The 24,485-nt window shown below is 71.9% G+C and carries 22 protein-coding genes; 20 read left to right on the forward strand and 2 right to left on the reverse strand.

Features of this window, described 5'->3' with window-relative positions:
- Positions 1-123: 123 nt before the first annotated feature.
- From ACFYXK_RS06505 to ACFYXK_RS06555, 11 genes are all read left to right on the forward strand, one after another.
- Positions 124-795 (forward strand): AAA family ATPase, encoded by a 672-nt coding sequence (locus ACFYXK_RS06505; protein WP_389410246.1) that lies wholly within the window; start codon positions 124-126, stop codon positions 793-795.
- Positions 796-868: 73 nt separating this feature from the next.
- A complete protein-coding gene (locus ACFYXK_RS06510; RefSeq protein WP_389410081.1) occupies positions 869-1,603 on the forward strand; it encodes an enhanced serine sensitivity protein SseB in 735 nt (244 codons plus the stop codon).
- A gap of 61 nt (positions 1,604-1,664) precedes the next feature.
- Positions 1,665-2,405 (forward strand): enhanced serine sensitivity protein SseB C-terminal domain-containing protein, encoded by a 741-nt coding sequence (locus ACFYXK_RS06515; RefSeq protein ID WP_383520952.1) that lies wholly within the window; start codon positions 1,665-1,667, stop codon positions 2,403-2,405.
- Positions 2,406-2,919: 514 nt separating this feature from the next.
- Positions 2,920-3,912 (forward strand): ABC transporter permease, encoded by a 993-nt coding sequence (locus ACFYXK_RS06520; protein WP_383520955.1) that lies wholly within the window; start codon positions 2,920-2,922, stop codon positions 3,910-3,912.
- A gap of 41 nt (positions 3,913-3,953) precedes the next feature.
- Complete coding sequence (locus tag ACFYXK_RS06525; protein WP_389410082.1) at positions 3,954-5,720, forward strand: ABC transporter substrate-binding protein; 1,767 nt, start codon at positions 3,954-3,956, stop codon at positions 5,718-5,720.
- A gap of 141 nt (positions 5,721-5,861) precedes the next feature.
- Entirely contained in the window at positions 5,862-6,863 is a 1,002-nt protein-coding gene (locus ACFYXK_RS06530) for an ABC transporter permease (RefSeq protein WP_383520960.1), read from the forward strand.
- A 98-nt stretch (positions 6,864-6,961) separates the two neighbouring features.
- On the forward strand, positions 6,962-7,978 hold the full coding sequence (locus ACFYXK_RS06535) for an ABC transporter ATP-binding protein (protein ID WP_389410247.1): 1,017 nt from the start codon (positions 6,962-6,964) through the stop codon (positions 7,976-7,978).
- 5 nt (positions 7,979-7,983) lie between these two features.
- Positions 7,984-9,054 (forward strand): ABC transporter ATP-binding protein, encoded by a 1,071-nt coding sequence (locus tag ACFYXK_RS06540; protein WP_389410248.1) that lies wholly within the window; start codon positions 7,984-7,986, stop codon positions 9,052-9,054.
- Between the two features lie 115 nt (positions 9,055-9,169).
- Entirely contained in the window at positions 9,170-9,826 is a 657-nt protein-coding gene (locus tag ACFYXK_RS06545) for a trimeric intracellular cation channel family protein (protein WP_383520965.1), read from the forward strand.
- 58 nt (positions 9,827-9,884) lie between these two features.
- Positions 9,885-10,736 (forward strand): thioesterase family protein, encoded by an 852-nt coding sequence (locus ACFYXK_RS06550; protein ID WP_389410083.1) that lies wholly within the window; start codon positions 9,885-9,887, stop codon positions 10,734-10,736.
- 231 nt (positions 10,737-10,967) lie between these two features.
- A complete protein-coding gene (locus ACFYXK_RS06555) occupies positions 10,968-12,131 on the forward strand; it encodes a cysteine desulfurase family protein (RefSeq protein WP_389410084.1) in 1,164 nt (387 codons plus the stop codon).
- Between the two features lie 63 nt (positions 12,132-12,194).
- Here the strand turns inward: ACFYXK_RS06555 and ACFYXK_RS06560 are convergent, their stop codons facing one another.
- On the reverse strand, positions 12,195-12,878 hold the full coding sequence (locus ACFYXK_RS06560; protein ID WP_389410085.1) for an N-acetylmuramoyl-L-alanine amidase: 684 nt from the start codon (positions 12,876-12,878) through the stop codon (positions 12,195-12,197).
- 69 nt (positions 12,879-12,947) lie between these two features.
- Between ACFYXK_RS06560 and mnmA the strand changes: the two genes are divergently transcribed.
- A complete protein-coding gene (gene mnmA / locus ACFYXK_RS06565) occupies positions 12,948-14,084 on the forward strand; it encodes a tRNA 2-thiouridine(34) synthase MnmA (RefSeq protein ID WP_389410086.1) in 1,137 nt (378 codons plus the stop codon).
- An 18-nt stretch (positions 14,085-14,102) separates the two neighbouring features.
- Here the strand turns inward: mnmA and ACFYXK_RS06570 are convergent, their stop codons facing one another.
- Positions 14,103-15,026 (reverse strand): NADP-dependent oxidoreductase, encoded by a 924-nt coding sequence (locus tag ACFYXK_RS06570; protein ID WP_389410087.1) that lies wholly within the window; start codon positions 15,024-15,026, stop codon positions 14,103-14,105.
- 114 nt (positions 15,027-15,140) lie between these two features.
- On the opposite strand from ACFYXK_RS06570, the gene ACFYXK_RS06575 reads away from it, so the two are divergent.
- The 8 genes from ACFYXK_RS06575 (at position 15,141) to gatC (ending at position 24,485) form a co-directional block, all read left to right on the forward strand.
- Positions 15,141-16,121 (forward strand): GlxA family transcriptional regulator, encoded by a 981-nt coding sequence (locus ACFYXK_RS06575; RefSeq protein ID WP_389410088.1) that lies wholly within the window; start codon positions 15,141-15,143, stop codon positions 16,119-16,121.
- A gap of 100 nt (positions 16,122-16,221) precedes the next feature.
- Complete coding sequence (locus tag ACFYXK_RS06580; RefSeq protein WP_389410089.1) at positions 16,222-16,566, forward strand: DUF1330 domain-containing protein; 345 nt, start codon at positions 16,222-16,224, stop codon at positions 16,564-16,566.
- A gap of 2 nt (positions 16,567-16,568) precedes the next feature.
- On the forward strand, positions 16,569-17,531 hold the full coding sequence (locus tag ACFYXK_RS06585; RefSeq protein WP_389410090.1) for a hypothetical protein: 963 nt from the start codon (positions 16,569-16,571) through the stop codon (positions 17,529-17,531).
- A gap of 21 nt (positions 17,532-17,552) precedes the next feature.
- A complete protein-coding gene (locus ACFYXK_RS06590; protein WP_389410091.1) occupies positions 17,553-18,242 on the forward strand; it encodes an SDR family oxidoreductase in 690 nt (229 codons plus the stop codon).
- Positions 18,239-19,222, forward strand: a complete 984-nt coding sequence (locus ACFYXK_RS06595) for a methionine synthase (RefSeq protein WP_389410092.1) — start codon at positions 18,239-18,241, stop codon at positions 19,220-19,222. Before ACFYXK_RS06590 ends, ACFYXK_RS06595 begins: the two co-directional genes overlap by 4 nt.
- Positions 19,223-19,252: 30 nt before the next feature.
- Positions 19,253-21,466, forward strand: a complete 2,214-nt coding sequence (ligA, locus tag ACFYXK_RS06600; RefSeq protein ID WP_389410093.1) for an NAD-dependent DNA ligase LigA — start codon at positions 19,253-19,255, stop codon at positions 21,464-21,466.
- Between the two features lie 398 nt (positions 21,467-21,864).
- Positions 21,865-24,063 (forward strand): putative bifunctional diguanylate cyclase/phosphodiesterase, encoded by a 2,199-nt coding sequence (locus ACFYXK_RS06605; protein WP_389410094.1) that lies wholly within the window; start codon positions 21,865-21,867, stop codon positions 24,061-24,063.
- A 125-nt stretch (positions 24,064-24,188) separates the two neighbouring features.
- Positions 24,189-24,485: an Asp-tRNA(Asn)/Glu-tRNA(Gln) amidotransferase subunit GatC gene (gatC, locus tag ACFYXK_RS06610; protein WP_010984178.1), complete on the forward strand. Its 297-nt coding sequence runs from the start codon at positions 24,189-24,191 to the stop codon at positions 24,483-24,485.

Below are 24,485 nucleotides of genomic sequence, written 5' to 3' on the forward strand. Positions count from 1 at the left end.
CCGGAAGAACGTACGGACCGGCGAGGCGGCCGGGAAGCGCAGGCCGGAACCGGACGCTGCCGGATTACCGTCTCTTTACACTCAGTGGGCATGAAGGGCCTGCGGGCCCGATGGGGGAAGGCGATCACTGTGCGGAGATTCGGAGTGCTGGCGGCGACCGGGACGGGAGCCGTGGAGGAAGTGCCGGCGGCGCGGCGGGCGCGCTCGCTCGGCGGTCCCGTGCGCGACCTGCGCGGCCGGGGGCCGCACGGACCGCAGTGGCTCGGCTTCGCCGAAGGGGACATCGTCGTGGTGTCCGGCCTGCCGGGCGGCGGCAAGAGCACGCTGATCAAGCGGGCCGCGGAGGGCGGCGGCATCGACTCCCAGGACGTGCGCGAGCGCTGGGAGCGGCGCATGCCGCGGGCACTGCCGTACGCGGTGTACCGGCCGCTGGTCCGCTGCGCGCACTACTGGGGACTGTGGCGGACGCTGCGCTCCGGGGCCTCCGCGGTGGTCCACGACTGCGGGACGCAGAGCTGGGTGCGCAGCCTGCTGGCCGCGGCCGCGCGGCGGCGGGGCCGGGCGCTGCACCTGCTGCTGCTGGACACCACCCCCGAGGAGGCCCTGTCCGGGCAGGCGGCGCGGGGCCGCGGGGTGTCGGCGTACGCCTTCGCCCGCCATCGCGGCGCGGTGGCCCGCCTGCTGCGCGAGGCGGAATCGGGCCGCCTCCCCGCGGGCTGCACGTCGGCGATCCTGCTGGACCGCGGCTCGGCCGCGTCCGTGAGCCGCATAGCGTTCCGGCGGGACTCGGCGTAGCCCCCGCAAGAGGCCGGGGCCCGAGCCGTTAACCTCGGGCCGACAGCGTGGGGCGAAATCAGCGGAGGCGTACATGCAGGGCGGCGGCTGGCCGGACAACGAGCTGGAGCAGGTGCTCGGGGCGGCGCTCGGGCAGGCGGACGCCGGGGCCCGGATCGTCGAGGTGCTCGGCCGGAGCCTGCTCTGGGTGCCCCTGCCCGCCGGCGGCGGCCCGGACGGGGCCGGCCTCATGCTGCCCACGATGGAGATCGACGGGGCGGCGTACGTCCCCGTCTACAGCTCCGAGGCCCAGTTCCGCGCCTGCGCCGGCCCCGCCATGGACTTCGCCGTCGCCCCCGCCGTCGAGTTCGCCCGCGGCCTGCCCCCGCAGCTCGGCATCGCGGTGAACCCCGAGGGCGCCGTCGGCGTCCCGCTGCCCCCGCCCGCCGTCGCGGCGCTCTGCCGCACCGGCCGGACCCCGCTCGACGGCCCCGCCACCGGCGGCCGCGTCCGGCTCTACGAGCCCGACTGGCAGGAAGACCCGGTGGACTTCCTGGCCGCCGCCGCCGAGGAGTTCCGCGCCACCGGCGTGGTCGCCGCCGCCCACCGCTGCCTCGCCAGCGTCGAGGGCGGGGCCCCGGAGCTCTACATCGGAGTCCGGCTGCTGGGATGGGAGCCCGACATGCGCAGCGCCCCGCTGGACGCCCTCGGCCGGGCCCTGACCCGGGTACCGCCGCCCTGGCCCGTGCAGTTGATCCTCCTGGACGCCGCGCAGGACCCGGTGGTCGACTTCATCGTTACGCGCGTACGCCCCTTCTACCTCCCGTAGGGCCGCTTAAGCTGGGTGCGGATACGGGTGGGACGACGGGCAGACGAAGAAGGAGTACCGGGTGAGTGCGTCAGGCACGGCCGCGGCCGGGCAGCTCGAGCACATGATGCGCCAGGTGACTCCCGGGCGCTACGAGAGCTATGAGTCGCTTCTGCACGCCCTTGCCGAGGGCCGCCTGTGGATGCTGCTCTGGCAGGGCAGCCCGGGCTCCCCGGACGCCCAGTACGGCGGCATGGAGGTCGAGGGCCTCGGGTATGCGCCGTGCGTGACCTCCCCCCAGGAGCTGGCCGCCAGCGGCTGGAACCGGGGCTACGAGGTGGTGACCGGCCGGGACATCGCCCGCGCCCTCTACCCGGACCGCTGGGGCCTGTGGCTCAACCCGCACGCCCAGGGCGGCGGCCTCGGCATCCCCTGGGCCGACCTGCGCCGGATCGCCACCGGTCTCGACCGGATGCCGGCCGGCCCGCTGCGGCTGTCCGAGCCCGCCCTGGAGCTCCCGCAGTTCTACGGGCTGCTGACCCAGCACGCGCACCGCACCCCCGCCGTCCGCTCGCTGCGCCGCGCCTGGGTGCAGCCCTCGCTGGGCTCGCCGTACCTCGCGGTCGGGCTCGACCTGTACGACGCCTCCGCGCCCGCGCTGGAATCCGTACGGGAGATGATGCGCCAGTCGGTCGGAGCCGTCCCCGAGGGCGTGCCGGTGTGCACGGTGGCGCTGGCGGACGAGCACGACCCCGTGGCGATGTGGCTGCGCGCCCAGAGCCGCCCCTTCTACGACCGCGAGGGCCAGGCGCCCGCGTACTGAGCCCGGCGCGGGCCGACCTCCGGCGAGGTCTGCCCGGCCGCTGAGACAGCCGTATCGAACCGGCCGGAGGCCGCAGGGAACCACCGTTCCCTGCGGCCTTCGGCTTGTCCGGATTTCATCGCTGTTGTGGAGCCAAAAGACATGCTCCTAGCGCTAGTTGGGCGCCATGTCCGATTGCGTACCGAACGGACGGTCTTGATCCGCTCAGGCGAGAGCGAAGTCCGGATAACGGGAACTCGGCCCTCACATCACGGTTGCGCATCCATTCATCTGCGGGTCTGGCGGCTGATTGCAGCGCCGATGAAGACTCCCCACCCAAGAGCCGGTCAGTCCTGCGAAGTCCGGTTCGGCATATGCATTTCGCTTGTGGCTCTGCCCCGCACTTCCTGCAGTTCCTGCACTTCAGCACGCGTCCTGCGTGTCACCACGCACTCCGAGCGCCACTCCGCACCAACGCCGCCACAGCGGCGGGCATGGGCCGGCAACCCGTCGGCCGAGAGGGGTCCCCACCACGATGACGGCACCACTGCATGACACGAGCGCGGAAACACCCGCAACCGTGTCCGTAGCCGACGTCCCTGCCAAGGCCATCGAAGGCCGCTCGCCCGGCCGCATCGCCTGGATGCGGCTCAAGCGCGACAAGGTCGCGCTGACCGGCGGCGTGGTCGTGATCTTCCTGATCCTGGTGGCGGTCTTCGCACCGCAGATCGTGAGCCTGCTGGGCCACCCGCCCAACGAGTTCCACGAGGACTTGATCGACCCGGACCTGGGCACACCGCTCGGCTCCTTCGGCGGGATGAGCTCCGACTTCCTGCTGGGCGTCGAACCCACCAACGGCCGCGACGTGTTCAGCCGGATCGTCTACGGTGCCCGCATCTCGCTGGTCGTCGCCTTCCTGTCGGCCTTCGTGTCGGTCACGATAGGCAGCCTGCTCGGCGCGCTCGCCGGGTTCCTCGGCGGCTGGGTCGACGGCCTCATCAGCCGCCTGATGGACCTGCTGCTCGCCTTCCCGCAGCTGCTGTTCACCATCGCCCTGGTCTCCGTCGTCCCCAACTCCCTCTGGGGGTTCGAGGGTTCGGGCGTCCGGATGGGCGTACTGATCGTCGTCATCGGCTTCTTCGGCTGGCCGTACATCGGCCGTATCGTCCGGGGCCAGACGATCTCCCTCCGGGAGCGCGAGTACGTCGAGGCCGCCCGCAGCCTCGGCGCCGGCCGCGGCTACATCCTGATCAAGGAGCTGCTGCCCAACCTGGTCGCGCCGATCCTCGTCTACTCGACGCTGCTCATCCCGACCAACATCCTTACGGAGGCGGCCCTCAGCTTCCTCGGTGCCGGCGTCAAGCCGCCCACCGCCTCCTGGGGAAAGATGCTCTCCGACGCCATCCCCATCTACCAGGACGACCCCGCGTACATGGTGGTCCCGGGTATCACGATCTTCATCACCGTCCTGGCGTTCAACCTCTTCGGGGACGGGCTGCGTGACGCACTCGACCCCAAGGGCAGCTGAACCGCTTCATCGATTCACCCACCTATGGAGGTTGGACCAACGTGATCCGCAGAAAGCAGGCATTCGCGATCACCGCCGTGATCGCTGCCCTGTCCCTGACCGCCGCGTGCGGTGGCAGTGACGGCGACAAGAAGTCCGAGGGCAAGGGCGGTGGCGGCGCTGCCTTCAACGCCGCGACCACCGCCATGGTCAACCCCTCGGACGCCAAGGGCGGCGAGCTCAAGCTCTGGTCGCCGCAGGACGTCGACTACCTCGACCCGGCGCGTGCCTACTACGGCTTCGTGTGGGACATCCAGCGCCTCTACGTGCGCCAGCTGCTCGCGTACGACAGCAAGCCGGGCAAGGACGGCAGCAAGATCGTCCCGGACCTCGCCGAGGCCCTGCCGGTCCTGAGCAACGAGGGCAAGACGTACACCCTCAAGATCAAGGACGGCGTGAAGTTCGAGGACGGTACGCCGATCACCTCGAAGGACTTCAAGTACGGCATCGAGCGCGTCTTCGCGCAGGACGTGCTGTCCGGCGGTCCCACCTACCTGATCGACCTGCTCGACCAGGGCCAGAAGTACCCCGGCCCGTACAAGGACACCGACCCCAACAAGATGGGTCTGAAGTCCGTCGAGACGCCGGACGACAAGACGATCGTCTTCAACCTGGCGAGCGCCAACTCCGACTTCAGCTACCTGCTGGCCATGCCGTCCTCCTCGCCGGTCCCGGCGGGCAAGGACACGGGCGCCACGTACACCAACAAGCCGGTCTCCACCGGCCCGTACAAGGTCGAGAGCTTCACCGCGAGCAAGGGCGCGACCTTCGTCCGCAACGAGAACTGGGACCCGAAGACCGACACGATCCGCAAGGGTCTGCCGGACAAGGTCTCCTTCACGGTGACCACCAACCCGGACGACATGGACGCGCGTCTGCTGTCGGGCGACATCGACCTCGCCATCGACGGCACGGGCATGCAGCAGGCCGGCAAGAACAAGGTCCTCAAGGACGAGAACCTGAAGAAGAACGCGGACAACCCGTTCACGGGCTACATCCGCTACTTCGCCTTCCCGACCACGGTCGCGCCGTTCGACAACATCGAGTGCCGCAAGGCCGTCATCTACGCGGCCGACCCGAAGTCCCTGCAGACCGCCCGCGGCGGCCCGACCAGCGGTGACCTCGGCGCGAACATGCTGCCGCCCGGCATCCCCGGTTCGGACAAGGGCTACGACCCGTACAACCTGACCAAGGGCGAGCCGCAGGAGGCCAAGGCCAAGGAGGCCCTCAAGGCCTGCGGCAAGCCGGACGGGTTCGAGACCACCATCGCGGTGCGCAACAACCGCGCCCCCGAGGTGAAGACCGCCGAGTCCCTCCAGGCGTCGCTCGCCAAGGTCGGCATCAAGGTCACCATCGACCAGTACGACGGCAAGCTCTCCTCCTCCACGATCGGTTCGCCCGAGAACGTGAAGAAGAAGAACTACGGCATCATCGTGATGGGCTGGGGCGCCGACTACAACTCCGGCTCGGGCTTCCTGCAGCCGCTCGTCGACGGCAAGTTCATCCAGCCCAACGCCAACAACAACTACACGATGATCAACGACCCGGAGATCAACGAGCTCTTCAAGACGGCTGCTGCCGCCGCGACTCCGGAAGCCGCTGCTCCGTTCTACACGGACATCAACAAGAAGGTCATGGAGAAGGCCCTCTACCTTCCCATCAACTTCGACAAGGCCTTCGTCTACCACAACCCGCGTCTGACGAACGTCTACTTCAACGACTCCATGGGCAAGATCGACCTGGCCACCGTCGGCATCGCCGCCAAGTAGTCGAGTCGTCGAGTCGTCACGTAACAACAGGCAAGTGCCTTCACCGCACATGCGCTAGTCCGAAGGGCAGGTGAAGGCCGCAGGCGGCGGCTGCCGTCCCCACGAGGGACGGCAGCCGCCCGCCCCGGGCGGCCGACTGCAGTGCTCGTCTACCTCATACGGCGGCTGTTCAACGTCGTCGCCACGCTGCTGGTGGTCTCCGTGGTCACCTTCGGCATCTTCTTCGCGGTCCCCAAGATCACAGGCAGCGATCCGGCCCTGATGTACGCCGGCCGCGAGACCAACGAGACCGCCCTGGCGGGCATCCGCGTGAAGATGGGCTTCGACAAGCCCATCTCCGAGCAGTACCTGACCTTCGTCAAGGGCATCTTCGTCGGCCGCGACTACGACGGCGGTACAGATGTCACCCACTGCGCCGCCCCCTGCTTCGGCTACTCCTTCAAGACCGAGGCGCCCGTCTGGGAGACCATGGTCGACCGCATGCCGGTCACCCTCTCGCTCGCCCTCGGCGCAGCGGTCATCTGGGTGATCGCCGGTGTGGCGACCGGTGTCGTCTCGGCGCTCAAACGCCGGACCGCCATCGACCGCACCGTCATGGTCGGCGCGCTCGCCGGTGTCTCCCTGCCGATCTTCTTCACCGGCATGGTGGCCCCCGCGATCTTCGTCTACAGCCTCGGCTGGCTGGACGTGTCCAACTACAAACCGTTCACAGAGGATCCACTGGCCTGGCTCAACTCCCTGATCCTGCCCTGGATCACCCTGGCCTTCCTCTTCGCCGCCACCTACGCCCGCATCACCCGCGCCACGATGCTCGAGGTCCTCGGCGAGGACTACATCCGCACCGCCCGCGCCAAGGGGCTCAAGGAGGGCGTGGTCATCCGCAAGCACGCCCTGCGCTCCACCCTCACCCCGATCGTCACGATGTTCGGCCTGGACCTCGGCGGACTCCTCGGCGGCGCGGTGCTCACCGAGACGACCTTCAACTTCCAGGGTCTGGGGACGGCGGCCGTGGCCGCCATCGGCCAGGGCGACCTGCCCGTGATCATGGGCGTCACCCTGCTCGCCGCGCTCTTCGTGGTGATGGCCAACCTGATCGTGGACCTGCTGTACGCCGTCATCGACCCGCGCGTGAGGCTGACGTGACCGAGAACCCCACCACCGCCTCCGGCGAGAGCACCTCCGGCGGGCCCGCGTTCGTCCCAGAGCAGGCCGGACCTCCCAAGGACACCGCGTTCCTCTCGGTGCGCGACCTCAAGGTGCACTTCCCGACCGACGACGGCCTGGTCAAGTCCGTCGACGGGCTCTCCTTCGACCTCGAGCGCGGCAAGACGCTCGGCATCGTCGGCGAGTCCGGTTCCGGCAAGTCGGTGACCTCGCTGGCCATCATGGGCCTGCACCGCACCGGCAACGCCCGCAGCCGCCCGGACATCTCGGGCCAGGTCGTGCTCGACGGCGAGGACCTCGTACGGGCCGACGCGGACCACGTGCGCAAGCTGCGCGGCCGCAAGATGGCGATGGTCTTCCAGGACCCGCTGTCCGCGATGCACCCGTACTACTCGGTCGGCAAGCAGATCATCGAGGCGTACCGGACCCACCAGGACGTCGACAAGAAGACCGCCCGCACCCGCGCGGTCGAGATGCTCGACCGGGTCGGCATCCCCGAGCCCCACCGGCGCGTGGACGCGTACCCGCACGAGTTCTCCGGCGGTATGCGCCAGCGCGCGATGATCGCGATGGCGCTGGTCAACAACCCCGAACTGCTCATCGCGGACGAGCCGACCACGGCCCTGGACGTCACCGTCCAGGCGCAGATCCTCGACCTGATCCGCGACCTGCAGAAGGAGTTCGGCTCCGCGGTCATCATGATCACGCACGACCTCGGCGTGGTCGCCGAGATGGCCGACGAGATCCTCGTGATGTACGGCGGCCGGTGCGTCGAACGCGGCACCGCCGAGAAGGTCTTCTACGAACCCCGCCACCCCTACACCTGGGGCCTGCTCGGCTCCATGCCGCGCATCGACCGCGAGCAGACCGAGCGGCTGATCCCGGTCAAGGGCTCGCCGCCCAGCCTCATCAACATCCCGAGCGGCTGCGCCTTCAACCCGCGCTGCCCGTACGCCGACATCCCCAAGGGCGGCATCACCCGCACCCAGCGGCCCGAGCTCACCGAGGACGACAGCCGGCACTGGTCCGCCTGCCACATGTCGCAGGAGGAGCGGACCCGGATCTGGACCGAAGAGATTGCGCCGAAGCTGTGACCGACATGAAGAAGACGGCGGACGCCTCCGAGGAACCGCTGCTGAAGGTGACCGGCCTGGTCAAGCACTTCCCCATCAACAAGGGGCTGCTGCGCCGGCAGGTCGGGGCCGTCAAGGCCGTGGACGGCATCGACTTCGACGTCCGGCGCGGTGAGACGCTCGGCGTCGTCGGCGAGTCCGGCTGCGGCAAGTCGACGATGGGCCGCCTGATCACGCGCCTGCTGGAGCCCACGGGCGGCACGGTCGAGTTCGAGGGGCGCGACATCACGCACCTCGGGGTCTCCGCGATGCGGCCGATGCGCCGCGACGTGCAGATGATCTTCCAGGACCCGTACGGCTCGCTGAACCCGCGGCACACGGTCGGCACGATCGTCAGCGCCCCGTTCAAGCTGCAGGGCGTGCAGCCGGAGGGCGGCCTGAAGGCGGAGGTGCAGCGCCTGCTGTCGCTGGTGGGCCTCAACCCGGAGCACTACAACCGCTACCCGCACGAGTTCTCGGGCGGCCAGCGCCAGCGCATCGGCATCGCCCGCGCGCTGGCCCTGAAGCCGAAGCTGGTCGTCGCCGACGAGCCGGTCTCGGCGCTGGACGTGTCGATCCAGGCCCAGGTGGTGAACCTGCTGGACGACCTCCAGGAGGAGCTGGGCCTCACGTACGTGATCATCGCGCACGACCTGTCGGTCATCCGGCACGTATCGGACCGCATCGCGGTGATGTACCTCGGCAAGATCGTGGAGCTGACCGACCGCAAGTCGCTGTACGAGAACCCGATGCACCCGTACACCAAGGCGCTGCTGTCGGCCGTGCCGGTGCCGGACCCGCGCCGGCGCGGTGCGAAGAGCGGGCGCATCCTGCTCAAGGGCGACGTGCCCTCGCCGATCTCGCCCCCCTCCGGCTGCCGCTTCCACACGCGGTGCTGGAAGGCCACGCAGGTCTGCACGACGCAGGAGCCGCCGATGCTGGCCCTGGCCACGGGCCACCAGGTGGCCTGCCACCACCCGGAGAACGCCGCCGACCAGGCCCCGGGCGACCCGGCCCTGCCGGGCGCGGCGGATGCGGTGGTGACGGTCTCGGAGTGACCGGGCCCACGTCGTCCGGTGTCCCGGTCTCCGCGTAGCGGTCGGAGCCCGGGACACCGGCTTGTCCGGGCCCGGCCAGTCGAACAGACGGCCAGGCGAACGGCACAATGGGGCGGTGCTCCACGATCTCTTCCCGCCCGGGATCCAGCATGCCCTGGACCTCGCCGGCATCTTCGTCTTCGCCACCGCAGGCGCCCTGCTCGCCGTACGCAAGAACTTCGACGTCTTCGGCATCTGCGTCCTCGCGCTGGTCACCGCCCTCGGCGGCGGCCTCTTCCGCGACCTCGTCATCGGCGCCGTCCCGCCGGCCGCCTTCGGCGAGCTCAGCTTCTTCGTGACCCCCCTGATCGCCGCGGTCATCGTCTACTTCCTCCACCCCGAGGTGCAGCGGATCAACCGCGCCATCAACGTGTTCGACGCCGCAGGCCTCGGCCTGTTCTGCGTGACCGGCACGACCAAGGCGTACGAGTTCGGCCTCGGACTCACGGCGTCCGCCGCACTCGGCGTGGCCACCGCCGTCGGCGGCGGCGTGCTGCGCGACGTCCTGGCCAACGAGGTCCCGTCGCTGCTGCGCGACCGCGAGATGTACGCCGTCCCCGCCATCGTCGGCGCCGCGATGGTGGCCCTCTCCATCGCCTTCGAGAGCCTCAACGCCGTGACCACCGCCCTCGCGATCGTCACCACGTTCGTGCTCCGGCTCCTCGCCATGCGCTACCACTGGCGGGCCCCGCTGGCCTGGAACCGACGCTCCTCGGTGGCCGAAGAGCCGTAACCAGCACGTAGCAAAGGAAAGCTACCGCTTAGTAGCTTCGCGTTGTAGTGTCGAATTCATGGCATACGCAGCGGCCCAGGCAACCATCGGCGACAGCGAGTTCGACCGCGACACCACCGTCACCGCCCGCGCGGGCGAGCCCGGGGTGTACGACACGGAGCTCTCCGCCGGATGGACGATCATCACCGCCGTCAACGGCGGCTATCTGCTGGCCCTGGTCGGCCGGGCGCTGTCGGCGGCCCTGCCGCACCCGGACCCCTTCACCGTCTCCGCGCACTACCTGACCTCGTCGGTACCCGGCCCCGCGGTGATCCGCACCGAGGTCGTCCGGGTGGGACGCACGCTCTCCACCGGCCAGGCCTCCCTCTTCCAGTACGACGAGAACGGCGCCGAGATCGAGCGGATCCGGGTCGTCGCCTCGTACGGCGACCTCGCCGCCCTCCCGGACGACGTCCGCACCACGGCCGTCCCGCCGGTCATCCCGCCCTACGCCGACTGCCTCGGCCCGGAGGCCGGTCCGGCCCCGATCCCGGGCAGCAACGCGATCGTGGACCGGCTCCGGCTGCGGCTGGACCCGGCGACGGCGGGCTGGGCGCTCGGCGCGCCGTCGGGGAAGGGCGAGATGCGGGCCTGGTTCGAGCTGGCCGACGGGCGCGACGCGGACCCGCTCTCGATGCTGCTCGCGGTGGACGCGCTGCCGCCGACCTGCTTCGACCTGGGCCTGATGGGCTGGAGCCCGACCATCGAGCTCACCACCCACATCCGCCACCGCCCGGCTCCGGGCCCGCTGCGGATCTCCATCACGACCCGGAACCTGGCCGGGGGCTTCCTGGAGGAGGACGCCGAGGTCTGGGACTCCGCCGACCGCCTGGTGGCCCAGTCCCGCCAGCTGGCCCGCGCCCCCCGCTGACCGAGCGGGGAACGGGGACTTCCGGCCGGGTCGCGCCGGACACGGCTCCGGCGGGTTTGGGGGGTGGCCGTTCGGGGGCAGAGGCCCGAGCGGGGTCCGGGCAAGGACCGCCGGGCGGGCCCTTCCGGGCCGGCCGGCGGCTGCCGGGCGCGGCCCGGCGGGAGGGCCGGCGGGAGGGCCGGGCCCCGCGGGGTCCGGCCCCGTGGAGCGGACTCGTAGAATCGGGGGATCATGGCCTACCTCGACCACGCCGCCACCACTCCGATGCTCCCGGAGGCCGCTGCGGCGATGACCGCGCAGTTCGCCGCCACGGGTAACGCGTCCTCCCTCCACGCCGCCGGCCGCCGCGCCCGCCGTACCGTCGAGGAGGCCCGCGAGGCCCTCGCCGAGGCACTCGGCGCCCGCCCGAGCGAGGTGGTCTTCACCGCGGGCGGCACGGAGGCCGACAACCTCGCCGTCAAGGGCCTCTACTGGGCCCGCCGCGACCAGGACCCCGCCCGGACCCGGGTGCTCGCCAGCCCCGTCGAGCACCACGCCGTCCTCGACGCCGTCCACTGGCTCGGCGAGCACGAGGGCGCCCAGGTCGAGTACCTCCCCGTCGACCGCTACGGCCGCGTGCACCCCGAGGCCCTGCGCGAAGCCATCGCGCGCAACCCCGACGACGTGGCCCTGGCCACCGTCATGTGGGCCAACAACGAGATCGGCACCGTCATGCCGGTCCGTGAACTGGCCGCCGTGGCCCGTGAGTTCGCGGTCCCCCTGCACTCCGACGCCGTCCAGGCCTTCGGCCAGCTCGACGTCCGCTTCGGCGACAGCGGCCTCGCCGCGATGACCGTGAGCGGCCACAAGGTCGGCGGCCCGTACGGCATCGGCGCGCTGCTGCTGGGCCGCGACCAGAGCCCCGTGCCCGTCCTGCACGGCGGCGGCCAGGAGCGGCACGTGCGCTCCGGGACCCTCGACGTGCCCGCCGTCGCCGCCTTCGCGGTGGCCGCGGTGATCGCCGCCGAGCGGCGCGAGCGGTTCGCCGCCGAGATCGGCGCGCTGCGCGACGAACTGGTCGCCGCCGTGCTCCGGGAGGTGCCCGACGCCGTCCTCGGCGGGGACCCGGACGGCCGGCTCCCGGCCAATGCGCACTTCAGCTTCCCCGGCTGCGAGGGCGACTCCCTGCTGCTCCTGCTGGACGCCCAGGGCATCGAGTGCTCCACCGGCTCCGCCTGCACCGCCGGCGTGGCCCAGCCCAGCCACGTCCTGCTGGCCACCGGTACGGATCCCCAGCTGGCCCGCGGGACGCTGCGCTTCTCCCTCGGCCACACCTCCACCAAGGAGGACGTCGAGGCCGTCGCCGCCGCCATCGGACCGGCCGTCGCGCGCGCCCGTACGGCAGGCCTCAGCTAGGGGGTGCCCCCTGGTGCCGTGACCGAAGGGTCCACCGCACCGGCCGGGCAGCCCGGCAGCCCGTCACCCCGAGGACTTGGCGGGGGCCGCCGCGAGCTCCGAGCGGACCAGGCCCAGGTACCGGTCCCAGTCCCAGTGGGGGCCCGGGTCCGTGTGGTCGGTGCCCGGGACCTCGGAGTGGGCCAGTATGTGCGCACGGTCCACCGGTATGCCGTATCTGCGGCATATGTCGGCAGCCAGCCGGGCCGAGGCCGCGTACATCGCCTCCGTGAAGTCCTGCGGCCGGTCCACGAAGCCCTCGTGCTCGATGCCCATGCTGCGCTCGTTCATGGAGCGGTTGCCCGAGTGGAAGGCGACGTCCATCTCGCGCACCATCTGCTCGATGCGGCCGTCCTGGCCGACGATGTAGTGCGCCGACGCCCGGTGGAACGGGTTCTTGAAGGCGTCCACCGAGGACGCGAAGCTGCCCTGTGTGACATGCATGACGATCCGGTCCACCCGGTAGTCCTCGGGGCGGTCCGCCATGCGCCAGTTCGCAGGCGAGGCCGACGTCCAGCCCACGCCCACGTGGTCCACCTCACCCTCCTTGCGGGGCTTGCCCACGCCCGGCAGCAGCCACCAGGCGCGCCGCAGCTCGTCCTGCCCGGCGATCGCCGCCGCCGTGAAGACCCCGAGCCCCCCGAACAGCACCGCCCGGCGGGTCCTGCGCGGCGCCGCCTTCGGCGCAGCATCGACCTTGCTCCCCATGTGATCCACCCCCTGCACCCGATAACGCGCTGTGACCCCGGGCGGTTCCCCCGTACTCTGGACGGTGCTATGACTCAGAACCTGCCGCGCACCGTCCGCCCCCTCCGCGTCCTGGCCGCCATGTCCGGCGGTGTGGACTCCGCCGTCGCCGCCGCTCGCGCCGTCGAAGCCGGGCACGACGTGACCGGCGTCCACCTCGCGCTCTCCGCGAACCCGCAGTCCTTCCGGACCGGCGCCCGCGGCTGCTGCACCATCGAGGACTCCCGCGACGCCCGCCGCGCCGCCGACGTCATCGGCATCCCGTTCTACGTCTGGGACCTCGCCGAGCGCTTCCGCGAGGACGTCGTCGAGGACTTCATCTCCGAGTACGAGGCCGGGCGCACGCCGAACCCCTGCCTGCGCTGCAACGAGAAGATCAAGTTCGCGGCGCTGCTGGACAAGGCCCTCGCCCTCGGCTTCGACGCCGTCTGCACCGGCCACTACGCCACCGTCGTCCTGAACGAGGACGGCACCCGCGAGCTGCACCGCGCCTCCGACATGGCCAAGGACCAGTCCTACGTCCTCGGCGTCCTCGACGAGAAGCAGCTCGCCCACGCCCTCTTCCCGCTCGGTGACACGCTCACCACCAAGGAGGAGATCCGCGCCGAGGCCGAGGAGCGCGGCCTGGCCGTCGCGAAGAAGCCCGACAGCCACGACATCTGCTTCATCGCCGACGGCGACACCCAGGGCTTCCTCGCGAACCGCCTCGGCAAGTCCGAGGGCGACATCGTCGACGAGGCGACCGGCCAGAAGGTCGGCACCCACGACGGCGCCTTCGGCTTCACCATCGGCCAGCGCAAGGGCCTGCGGATCGGCCACCCCGCCCCCGACGGCAAGCCGCGCTACGTCCTCGACATCTCGCCGGTGAACAACACCGTCACCGTCGGCCCCGCCGAGGCCCTCGACGTCAGCGCCCTGACCGCGATCCGCCCCCGCTGGTGCGGCTCCACGGCCGCCGCCCCGGGCACGTACACGGCGCAGCTGCGCGCCCACGGCGGCGAGACGGAGGTCTTCGCCGAGCTGGTGGACGGCGAGCTGCGGGTCCGCTTCACGGAGCCGGTCCGCGGCGTGGCCCCCGGCCAGGCGATCGTGCTCTACGACGGCACCCGCGTGGTCGGCTCCGCCACCATCGCGACGACCACCCGGGCCACCGCCGCGTCCGTGTGAGGCCGAGTCCCGGGCCGGCTAGCCGACCGTGAGGACGATCTTGCCGGTGGTCCGGCCCTGCTCGCCGATCTCGTGGGCCTTGGCGGCCTGCTCCAGCGGCAGCACCGTGTCGATCAGCGGACGGAGCAGGCCCTTGTCGGCCAGCGCCGCGATCTCCTCCAGCCCCTTGAGGTCGGGCTCCACCAGCACCCAGGAGGCGTGCACGCCCTGCGGGTCGGCCGGGATCCCGTCCGGGCCGGGCAGGGTCACCAGGTGCCCGCCGGGCTTGAGGACCTTCAGCGAGCGCTGCCCGTGGTCCCCGCCGACGGCGTCGATCACGACGTCCACGTCCGTGACGGCGTCCTCGAAGTCGGTGGTGCGGTAGTCGATCACCTCGTCGGCGCCCAGTTCGCGCAGCACCCCGTGCTTGGCCGCGCTGGCCGTGCCGATCACGTACGCCCCGCGGGCCTTGGCGATCTGCACGGCCAGGTGGCCGACCCCGCCCGCCGCCGCGTGGACCAGCACCCGCTGCCCGGCCGTGACCCCGGCCGTGTCCACCAGGGCCTGCCAGGCGGTCAGCGCCGCCAGCGGCAGGGCTGCGGCCTGCACGTGGTCCAGGGAGGCCGGCTTGCGGGCGAAGTGGCGGGCCGGGGCGACCACGTACTCGGCGTAGCCGCCCGCCTGGCGCGGGAAGTTCGGCATGCCGTACACCTCGTCGCCCTCGCGGTACAGGGTCACGCCCGGGCCGACCGCCTCGACGGTGCCCGAGACGTCCCAGCCGACCATCGGGACCTCGCCCCAGGAGATCAGGCCGCCGCTGGCCCGGGTCTTCCAGTCCACCGGGTTCACGCCGGCCGCGTGGACCCGTACGAGGATCTCGTTCAGGCCCGGCTCGGGCCGCTCCGTCTCGACCTCGGTGAGAACCTCGGGTCCGCCCCACTGGCTCACGACGACGGCACGCATAACTGTCTCCCTCATTGCTTTCCGTACCGGTTTCCCCGGCCGATGACACCAGCTTGGCCGCCGTCCGGCCCGCATGGTGTTGGCCGTACGGCCACCATGTGACAGGATCTGGCCATGCCCGGTTTGCATCGAATCGCCGTACTCGCCCTCGAAGGCGTCGCCCCCTTCGAGCTCGGGATGCCGTCCCGGGTGTTCGGCAACGCCCACGCGGAGGACGGCGGCGACCTGTACGAGGTCACCGTCTGCACCGCCGACGGCCTGCCCGTGGCCAGCGACGCGGGCTTCACCATCGGCGTCACGGCCGGCCCCGAGGCGCTCGCCGCGGCCGACACCGTGATCGTCCCGCCCACCCACGCCATGCCGGGGCTGCTGCGCGGCGAGCCCCTGCCGCCGGCCCTGGGCAAGGCCCTCGCCGGCATCCGGCCCGGCACCCGGACCGTGTCCATCTGCACCGGCTCCGAGGTGCTCGCCGCCGCCGGGCTGCTCGACGGCCGGCGCGCCACCACGCACTGGGCGCACGCACCGGAGTTCCAGCGGGCCTTCCCGCGCGTCCTCCTCGACGAGGACGTGCTCTTCGTCGACGACGGCGACATCCTCACCTCGGCCGGAGTGGCCGCCGGCATCGACCTCTGCCTCTACCTGATCCGCGCCGACCACGGCACCGCCGCCGCCAACCGCGCCGCGCGGCTGTGCGTCGTACCGCCGTGGCGCGACGGAGGGCAGGCCCAGTACATCGACCGGCCCGTCCCCGAACCCACCGTCGCCACCACCACCGCCACCCGCGCCTGGGCCCTGGAGCGGCTCGCCGAGCCGGTCACGCTGGCCGAACTGGCCGCCCACGCCCGGATGAGCCTGCGCACCTTCACCCGGCGGTTCCGCGACGAGGTCGGCATGACCCCGGTGCAGTGGCTCACCGTCCAACGCCTGGAGGTCGCCCGCCAGTTGCTGGAGTCCAGCGACCTGCCGGTCGACCTGGTCGCGCACCGGGCGGGCTTCGGCTCCGCCAACTCGCTGCGCCAGCACATGCGGACCGCCCTCGGCATCTCGCCGATCGCCTACCGCCGGACCTACCGCCCCGCGCTCGCGGAGTCATGACCACCGGGGTAATCGATTCGCCCGCCCCGTGCTGTCAGGGTTCAATCAGCGAAGCGGGCCGCCAACGGCCCGGCTGAAAACCGGACTTGTGGAGGTCGCCATGACCGCGTACGCCATCGGCCACATACGCCCCGAGACGATGAACGAGGACATCCTCCGCTACATCGAGGAGATCCAGTCGACGATGGACCCCTTCGGCGGCCGCTTCCTCGTGCACGGGGCGGAGGTCGACGTCAAGGAGGGACCCTGGCCCGGCACGGTCGTCGTGATCGCCTTCCCCGACATCGAGAGCGCACGCGCCTGGTACGACTCGCCGGCCTACCGGGCCCTGCTCCCGCTGCGCACCCGCCACATCCCGGGCGAGGTCATCCTGGTGGACGGCGTCCCGCCCGGTTACGACGCCGCGAAGACGGCCGCGGGCCTGCGCGAAGCCGCGGGGCTCTGACGATGGGCAACCGCGCCACCTTCGTGATCGTCGGCCCCGACGGCCCGGTCCGCCACCGCTCCTCCTTCGGCGCCGTCGGGCTCGACCTCGACCTGCTCGCCGGGCCCGAGGCGGCCCTGCCCTTCCTGGCGGGGCACGCCCTGGAGGCGGGCTGGTACCCCGACGACGCCGTCGAGGCCGGCGTACTCGTCGACCCCGCCCGCAAGCTCCTGCTGCTCTTCGTCCAGGAGGGCCCCAGTGCCGGCCTGCGCACCCGGGCCGCCGCCCTGGAGCTGCTGCGGTGCGCCTGGCCCGGCTGGGAGGTGCGGTGGCTCTACGACGGCCAGCCCGGCCTGCGCGCCCACCTCCGCCTCGCTCCCGAACCGGCGGACGACGGCACCGCCCTCCTGTACACCGCCGCGCCCCTCGACCCCGACGACGAGGAACTGACCGACCCCGACCCGGTCGTGGCGGTCGTCACCATCGGCCCGGACCGCTGCCACGTCCTGGGCGGGGTCGCCCCCCACCCGCTCGAGGAGGGCCCCTCCCTGCTGGACCGGCTCCGGGACGCCCCCGACCACGGGAGCCACCGGCTGCCGGCCGACGCCGGGATCCACATCGACCCCGAGCGGCGCCGGATCGGCTGGTGGCTCACCCGCGCCCCCGCGGTCCCCGCCGATGCACTCGCCGCGCGCTGGCCCGGCTGGACCGTGGAGTTCTGGGAGGACCGCTGGGCCGAGCACGAGCGGGCCTGCGGCGGCCGCTTCGCCCCGCCCGCGCCGGACCGCGCCGCCGCGCTGGCCGACGTACGGGACCAGGTCCTGGAACGCTGGGCCGGTCCGCGGGGCGATGCCCGGGCGGCACTGGTCGCGGCGCATCCGCACATCCTGGTCGGCGACGGATTCGCCCCCGCCGTCCCCGCCGGGCGGGCCGCCGCCGCCCGCGAGGCGGCCCGGGCGGCGTACCGCGAGGCCACCGGGACCTGACGGGGTGCGAGCATGGGCGGCATGGCTACTCACCTGATCACCGGTGCCGGCGCGGGCATCGGCGCCGCCGTCGCCGCCCGGCTGCACGCACGCGGCGACGACCTCGTCCTGCTCGCCCGCGACGCCGCCCGCGGCAAGCAGCTCGTCGAGCGCTACCCCGGCTCCCGCGCGCTCGTCGGCGACCTCTCCGACCCCGACCGGCTGTCGTGGGCCTTCTCCAAGCAGCCCATCCCGGAGCGGATCGACTCGCTCCTGCACATCGCCGGGATCGTCGACCTCGGCCCCGTCGGCGAGCTGCGCCCCAAGACCTGGCAGCAGCAGCTCAACGTGAACCTGATCGCCCCCGCCGAGGTCACGCGGCTGCTGCTGCCCACCCTGCGCGCCTCCCGCGCCACGGTGGTCTTCGTGAACTCCGGCGCGGGCCTGACCGCCCACGCCGACTGGAGCGCGTACGCCGCCTCCAAGCACGGGCTCAAGGCGCTCGCCGACTCGCTGCGCGCCGAGGAGAAGCCCAACGGCATCCGCGTCACCTCCGTCTACCCCGGCCGGACCGCGACCGCCATGCAGGCCAAGGTGCACTCGCAGGAGGGCAAGGAGTACGACCCCGCCCAGTGGATCGACCCCGAGTCCGTCGCCACCACGATCCTGATGGCCGTCGACCTGCCGCGCGACGCCGAGGTCAACGACCTGAGCGTCAGGCCCGGCCGATGACCGCGAGCGCCACCGGCATCGGGTCCCTGCCCGGCGGCGACGCCCGCGAGGCCGCCAAGACCGTCACCGGGTCCTTCGAGGACTTCCCGTACCTCCCCGAGCTGCCCGCCCGCGGGCCCGGCGCGGACATGATCGGCCGCTCCCTCGGGCTGCTCGTCGACATGTACGCCCACGTCGAGCCCAGCGGCTGGCGGATCAGCGACCGCCCGGGCCGGGATTCGAAGCGGGCCCGCTCCTGGCTGGGGGAGGACCTGGACGCGCTCGAGGAGTTCACCCAGGGGTACACGGGCAGGCTCAAGGTCCAGGCCGTCGGCCCGTGGACCCTGGCCACCGCCCTCGAACTGCACGGCGGCGAGGCCGTGCTCCAGGACGCCGGCGCCTGCCGCGACCTGGCCGGATCCCTCGCGGAGGGCCTGCGCGACCACCTGGCCGACGTCCGCAAGCGCATCCCCGGAGCCCAGATCGTGCTCCAGCTCGACGAGCCGTCGCTGACCGCGGTGCTGCTGGGACGCGTGAGGTCCGCGAGCAAGTACCGCACGTACCGGGCCGTCGACCGGCAGGTCGTCGAGGGCACCCTGCGCGAGCTGTTCGCCGTCCACGACGGCGAGGTCGTCGTCCACTCCTGCGCCCCCGAGGTGCCCTTCGGGCTGCTCCGGCGGGCCGGCGCCACGGGCGTGTCGTTCGATTTCTCCTTGCTCACCGAGCGCGAGGACGACGCCATCGGCGAGGCCGTCGAAAGCGGTACGAAACTCTTCGCCGGAGTGGTGCCGGGCACCGACGCCCCGTTGTCGGACCCTGCCGGTAGCGTCATGGGTGTCAGGAAGCTTTGGCGCAGGCTGGGGCTGGCCCCGGGGACTCTGGCGGAGTCCGTCGTGGTCACCCCGTCGTGCGGTCTGGCGGGCGCCTCGCCCGCGTACGCCCGCGCGGTGCAGGCGCACTGCGTCAGGGCGGCGAGGTCGCTCGCCGACAACCCTGAGTGACGGAACAGACGGGCCACGGGAGGACACGGCATGGCAGCCGAACAGAAGCAGGCCGGCGACGGCACGGCCGTACCGGCGGCGGTGCGTGAGCAGCACGCGCTGCTGGCCGAGCAGGTCGAGGAGCACCGCTTCCGGTACTACGTGAACGACCAGCCGGTCGTCAGCGACGCCGAGTTCGACAAGCTGCTGCGCTCGCTGGAGGCGCTGGAGGAGCAGTACCCGGAGCTGCGCACGCCCGACTCGCCCACCCAGAAGGTGGCCGGGGCGTACGAGACGGACTTCGCGTCCGTCGAGCACCGGGAGCGCATGCTCTCCCTCGACAACGCCTTCGACGACGAGGAGTTGGCGGCCTGGGCCGAGCGGGTGGCCCGGGACGTCAACACCCCCGATTTCCACTACCTGTGCGAGCTCAAGGTGGACGGCCTCGCCGTCAACCTCACCTACGAGAAGGGCCGCCTCACCCGGGCCGCCACCCGCGGCGACGGCCGCACCGGCGAGGACATCACGCCCAACGTCCGCACCATCGCCGAGATCCCCGACCGCCTCAAGGGCGACCGGATCCCGGAGCTGGTCGAGATCCGCGGCGAGGTCTTCTTCCCGATGGAGAAGTTCGAGGAGCTCAACGCCCGGCTCGTCGAGGCCGGCGACAAGCCCTTCGCCAACCCGCGCAACGCGGCCGCCGGTTCGCTGCGCCAGAAGGACCCGAAGGTCACCGCCACCCGCCCGCTGCACATGGTGGTGCACGGCATCGGCGCGCGCACCGGCTTCGACATCGACAAGCTCAGCCACGCGTACGAGCTGCTCAGCGAGTGGGGCCTGCCCACGGCCCGGCACAACAAGGCGGTGTCCTCGCTCGCGGAGGTCCGCGAGTTCATCGCCTACTTCGGCGAGAACCGCCACTCGGTGGAGCACGAGATCGACGGGGTCGTCGTCAAGCTCGACGAGATCCCGCTCCAGGGCCGCCTCGGCTCCACGGCCCGCGCCCCGCGCTGGGCGATCGCCTGGAAGTACGCCCCCGAAGAGGTCAACACCAAGCTGGTCGACATCAAGGTCGGCGTCGGCCGCACCGGCCGGGTGACCCCGTACGCGCAGGTGGAGCCGGTGACGGTGGCCGGCTCGGAGGTCGAGTTCGCGACGCTGCACAACCAGGAGGTCGTCAAGGCCAAGGGCGTGCTCATCGGGGACACCGTGGTGCTGCGCAAGGCCGGCGACGTCATCCCCGAGATCCTCGGCCCCGTGGTGGACCTGCGCGACGGCACCGAGCGGGAGTTCGTCATGCCGGCCGAGTGCCCCGAGTGCGGGACGGCGCTGCGGCCGATGAAGGAGGGCGACATCGACCTCCGCTGCCCCAACGCCCGTACCTGTCCGGCGCAGTTGCGCGAGCGGCTCTTCTATCTGGTCGGCCGCGCCTGCCTGGACGTCAAGAACTTCGGGTATGTCGCCTCGGCCGCGCTCACCCAGCCCCTGGAGCCGTCGGTCCCTCCGATGGCGAACGAGGGCGACCTCTTCGGCCTCACCCTGGAGCAGCTGCTCCCCATCACGTCCTACGTGCGGGATCAGGACTCGGGTCAGCCCAAGATCGATCCGAAGACCGGGGAGCCGAAGGTCGTCACCTTCTTCGCCAACAAGGAGGGCGAGCCCAAGGCCAACACGCTGGCCATGCTGGCGAACATCGAGGCAGCCAAGAGCCAGCCGCTGGCCCGCGTGATCAACGGCCTGTCGATCCGTCACGTCGGCCCGGTCGCGGCGGCGGCGCTCGCCCGCGAGTTCCGCTCGATCGAGCGGATCGAGCAGGCGACCGAGGAGGAGCTGGCCGCGACCGACGGCGTTGGCGCGATCATCGCGGCCTCGGTGAAGGAGTGGTTCGCCGAGGACTGGCACCAGGAGATCCTGCGCAAGTGGCGGGAGGCCGGTGTCCGGATGGAGGAGGAGGGTTCCGGCGAGGAGGAGGGCCCGCGCCCGTTGGAGGGCCTGACCGTCGTCGTCACCGGCACCCTGCAGAGCCACACGCGGGACGGCGCGAAGGAGGCGCTGCAGAGCCGCGGCGCCAAGGTGACGGGCTCCGTCTCGAAGAAGACCTCCTTCGTCGTGGTCGGTGAGAACCCGGGCTCCAAGTACGACAAGGCGATGCAGCTGAAGCTGGCCGTCCTCGACGACGCGGGCTTCGCGGTCCTCCTCGAACAGGGCCCCGACGCGGCGCGCGAGGCTGCGCTCCCGGTGGACGGCGCCGCCGGAGCGGAGTAACACCCCCTGAACGACACGACGGGACGCGTTCGGGGAAATTGGCCCGGGCGAACGGATGCGTGGTGTGCGGCCGTACGGGCGGGCGCACGCCAGGCGCAACACCCGGTGGTAAAAGGCTGGTACAGGGCTGTTCGCAGGGCGGTGACCTGTCGGATCATCGGATGGGTGACCTGAGGGTCCTGGTCCAAACTCACCCGTTCGGCGGATACCGTACTGATGAGGATGGCTGGGTCGCATTCGGGCAACCGCCGCCGACCGCTGCCCCTGGGAGCCTCTCGCGTCCTACTGTTGAGGGGTGCGCCTGTCGTGCACGGCTGCGTGATGCGATTCCAGCCGTGATGGCATGACATCGGGGCCATCGCGTGGCATCGGCATTGCCGGCTGTGAGAGGGACGGGCATGAAACCCACCGAAAGCGCCGACCCGTCACCTGATGTCGGCGGGGAGATCCCGTCCATGCGGACGGGCCGGCTCGGTGTCCTGGGTTCCAGGACGCCGGACACCCACCCGCTCGACACCGGAGCGGGATCGGGCGGAGCGGCGCAGCGCACCGTGCTGCCCTTCATCGTCGTGGGCCTGTCCGCGGTGGTCCTCGCGGCCGGCATCGTCTCCGCGCTGAGCGACCGTCATGCCCTGTTCCCCGGCGGCCCGGTCGGCTGGGCGCTCGCCCTGCTGACCGGCATCATCGTCGGCCACCTGGTCGCGCTGGGCCGCGACCGCTGGTGGGGCGGCACCGGGTCGGGCGCGGCCCTCACCCTCGGCGTGCTCATCCTGTACGGCTGGGTCCCCGCCGGACTGGTCTCGCTCGCGGTGGTCTCCCTGGTCGGGGCGGCCCGCCGGCACCGCTGGCGCCAAGGGCTGCTGCACGGCGCCACCGACATCCTCGGCATCGGTGCGGGGGCCCTCGTACTCGCCGCGTTCGGCGAGGCGCCGAGCGTCGAGACGCCGTGGCGGCCCACCACCTGGGGGCTGGAGGCGGCTCCCGAGGTCATCCTGGTGGCCCTGGCCTACCTGCTGGTCACCAAGGTGCTGCTGTGGCTCGCGCTGACCCCGCGCGGCGGATCCCTGCCCACCGTCGCCCGCACGGCCCTGCTCCGGCAGGCCTTAGTGGCCGTCGCCCTGCTCGGCATCGCCCCGCTGATCTGCGTGGTCGCCGTGGCGCAGCCGGTGCTGCTGCCGCTGTTCGCCGTACCGCTGATCGCGCTCGACTCCACCTTGTGGATCGCCCGGGCGCGTGCCGAGGAGCAGCTGCGCGATCCGCTGACCGGGCTGCCGAACCGGCAGTGGCTCCTGGAGCGGGCGTGGTCCGCTCTGGACGAGGCTGAACGTTTGGGCACCCGGTCAGCTCTTGTGTTGATCGACCTGGACCGGTTCCGTGCGGTCAACGACACGCTGGGCCACCTCGCCGGCGACAGGCTGCTGCTCCAGATCGCCGACCGGCTCCGCCAGGCCCTGCCCGAGGACGCCGAGGCCGCCCGGCTCGGCGGCGACGAGTTCGCCGTGCTCCTGCCCGTCGCCGATTCCACCACCAGCGCCCAGCGGGTCGCCCGCCACCTCGTCGCCGAGCTCAGCTCGCCCCTCGACCTGGACGGCCTGACCCTCGTCCTGGAGGCCAGCGCCGGCCTCGCCGTCTTCCCCGACCACGCGCTGGACGCGGAGGGGCTGCTGCGCCGCGCCGACGTCGCGATGTACCAGGCGAAGCGGGACCGCACGGGCGTGGAGGTGTACGAGTCCAAGCGGGACAGCAACACCCCCGACCGCCTCGGCCTCCTCGGCGATCTGCGCCGGGCCCTCGACGCCGGTGAAGTGGAACTGCACTACCAGCCCAAGGTCCGCTTCGACGGCCAGGTGGCCGGGCTCGAAGCCCTGGTGCGCTGGGTGCATCCGGAGCGGGGCCGGGTGTCGCCGGACGAGTTCATCGCGATCGCCGAGACCTCGGGGCTCATGCCCCACCTCACCGAGTACGTCCTCGAGACGGCCCTCGCCCAGGTGGCGCGGTGGCGGGCGCAGGGCCTGAAGGTCCCGGTCGCCGTCAACGTCTCGCCGCGCGACGTCCACACCCCCGGCTTCGCGGGCGCGGTCGCGGCCCGGCTGGCCCGGCACGGGGTCCCGGCCAGCGGGCTCCAGCTGGAGATAACGGAACACGTCCTGCTGGAGGACCCGCAGCGGGCGGCCGACACCATGGCGGGCCTGACCGGCCACGGCGTCAAGATGTCGCTCGACGACTTCGGCACGGGCTACTCCTCCCTGGTGCACCTGCGGCGGCTGCCGGTCAGCGAGCTGAAGATCGACCGCTCGTTCGTGGCGCGGCTCGCGGTGGACGCGCAGGACGCGGAGATCGTGCGCTGCACGGTGGACCTGGCGCACTCGCTGGGGCTGCTCGTCGTCGCCGAGGGCGTGGAGGACGACGAGACCTGGGAGCGTCTGCGCGACCTGGGCTGCGACGCCGTCCAGGGCTGGCTGGTCGCGGCCGCCATGCCCCCGCAGGAGGCCACGGCCTGGCTCCTGGCCCGCGGCGAACGCGGATGGCGCCGCCCGGCGGACATCACGGCGGAACTCTCGGCCGCCCCGACCCGCGCGGAAACCCCGGCGCAGTAGCCGACGCGGCAGCCGGCGCCGGGCCCGCAGGGACTCCTGGTGGGAAACGGTTTCGTGGGTCCGGGGCCCGGCCCCATAGGATTGGGCACGAAACTACACACTCACCACCCCCAGAGGATCGCTGCATGCCTGGCATCACGCGCGAGGAGGTTGCCCACCTCGCTCGGCTGGCACGTCTGGAGCTCAAGGCCGAAGAGCTGGACCACTTCGCCGGACAGCTCGACGACATCATCGGCGCGGTCGCCCGCGTTTCCGAGGTCGCCGACCAAGACGTCCCGCCGACCTCCCACCCGCTGCCGCTGACGAACGTCATGCGCGCGGACGAGGTCCGACCGTCGCTCACCCCCGAGCAGGCGCTTTCCGGCGCTCCCGCCCAGGAGCAGCAGCGTTTCAAGGTGCCGCAGATCCTGGGGGAGGACTAA

Origin of the sequence: Streptomyces sp. NPDC002209, assembly GCF_042890265.1 — a bacterium.
Classification (GTDB): Bacteria; Actinomycetota; Actinomycetes; order Streptomycetales; family Streptomycetaceae; genus Streptomyces.

What these genes read in the sequence shown, in the direction of transcription:
- ACFYXK_RS06550 (WP_389410083.1), top strand. Translation starts at nt 9,885, where the DNA reads ATGGCATACGCAGCGGCCCAGGCAACCATCGGCGACAGCGAGTTCGAC.
- ACFYXK_RS06595 (WP_389410092.1), top strand. Translation starts at nt 18,239, where the DNA reads ATGACCGCGAGCGCCACCGGCATCGGGTCCCTGCCCGGCGGCGACGCC.
- ACFYXK_RS06605 (WP_389410094.1), top strand. Translation starts at nt 21,865, where the DNA reads ATGAAACCCACCGAAAGCGCCGACCCGTCACCTGATGTCGGCGGGGAG.
- ACFYXK_RS06520 (WP_383520955.1), top strand. Translation starts at nt 2,920, where the DNA reads ATGACGGCACCACTGCATGACACGAGCGCGGAAACACCCGCAACCGTG.
- ACFYXK_RS06585 (WP_389410090.1), top strand. Translation starts at nt 16,569, where the DNA reads ATGGGCAACCGCGCCACCTTCGTGATCGTCGGCCCCGACGGCCCGGTC.
- ACFYXK_RS06590 (WP_389410091.1), top strand. Translation starts at nt 17,553, where the DNA reads ATGGCTACTCACCTGATCACCGGTGCCGGCGCGGGCATCGGCGCCGCC.
- ligA (WP_389410093.1), top strand. Translation starts at nt 19,253, where the DNA reads ATGGCAGCCGAACAGAAGCAGGCCGGCGACGGCACGGCCGTACCGGCG.
- gatC (WP_010984178.1), top strand. Translation starts at nt 24,189, where the DNA reads ATGCCTGGCATCACGCGCGAGGAGGTTGCCCACCTCGCTCGGCTGGCA.
- ACFYXK_RS06575 (WP_389410088.1), top strand. Translation starts at nt 15,141, where the DNA reads ATGCCCGGTTTGCATCGAATCGCCGTACTCGCCCTCGAAGGCGTCGCC.
- mnmA (WP_389410086.1), top strand. Translation starts at nt 12,948, where the DNA reads ATGACTCAGAACCTGCCGCGCACCGTCCGCCCCCTCCGCGTCCTGGCC.
- ACFYXK_RS06580 (WP_389410089.1), top strand. Translation starts at nt 16,222, where the DNA reads ATGACCGCGTACGCCATCGGCCACATACGCCCCGAGACGATGAACGAG.
- ACFYXK_RS06510 (WP_389410081.1), top strand. Translation starts at nt 869, where the DNA reads ATGCAGGGCGGCGGCTGGCCGGACAACGAGCTGGAGCAGGTGCTCGGG.
- ACFYXK_RS06555 (WP_389410084.1), top strand. Translation starts at nt 10,968, where the DNA reads ATGGCCTACCTCGACCACGCCGCCACCACTCCGATGCTCCCGGAGGCC.
- ACFYXK_RS06560 (WP_389410085.1), bottom strand. Translation starts at nt 12,878, where the DNA reads ATGGGGAGCAAGGTCGATGCTGCGCCGAAGGCGGCGCCGCGCAGGACC.
- ACFYXK_RS06540 (WP_389410248.1), top strand. Translation starts at nt 7,984, where the DNA reads ATGAAGAAGACGGCGGACGCCTCCGAGGAACCGCTGCTGAAGGTGACC.
- ACFYXK_RS06570 (WP_389410087.1), bottom strand. Translation starts at nt 15,026, where the DNA reads ATGCGTGCCGTCGTCGTGAGCCAGTGGGGCGGACCCGAGGTTCTCACC.